1 protein-coding gene is annotated in these 240 nt (G+C 40.8%); it reads left to right on the top strand.

Annotated elements, in window-relative coordinates:
- Positions 1 to 207, top strand: a 207-nt coding sequence (locus SB749_RS20695) for a DsrE family protein (RefSeq protein ID WP_410711971.1), incomplete at its 5' end; no start/stop codon positions are given.
- Positions 208 to 240 lie beyond the last annotated feature (33 nt).

Here is a 240-nt window from a genome sequence, read left to right as displayed (position 1 = left end):
ACTCATTTTGAGTTAGCCTCAGATGAGTTAAGTACTCCCTCGCTTTGGCAGCAACTGGCTGAAAAAAATATAAATCTAATGTTATGCGTTACTGCGGCTGAAAAGCGAGGCTTAGATATAAAGAATACCGGCGCATTTGCTGTTGCAGGCTTAGCTGAATTTGCCATGCTGGCCAGTGAAGCCGGTAAATGGATACAATTTAAATGATTAATGTACTCGTAATTAGTCAGTCAAGTCCAT

The organism is Brevibacterium sp. SIMBA_078 (genome assembly GCF_046534565.1).
GTDB lineage: Bacteria > Actinomycetota > Actinomycetes > Actinomycetales > Brevibacteriaceae > Brevibacterium.
The sequence above is the reverse complement of the archived record's forward strand: the minus strand, read 5'-3'. Positions and strand labels throughout refer to the sequence as shown.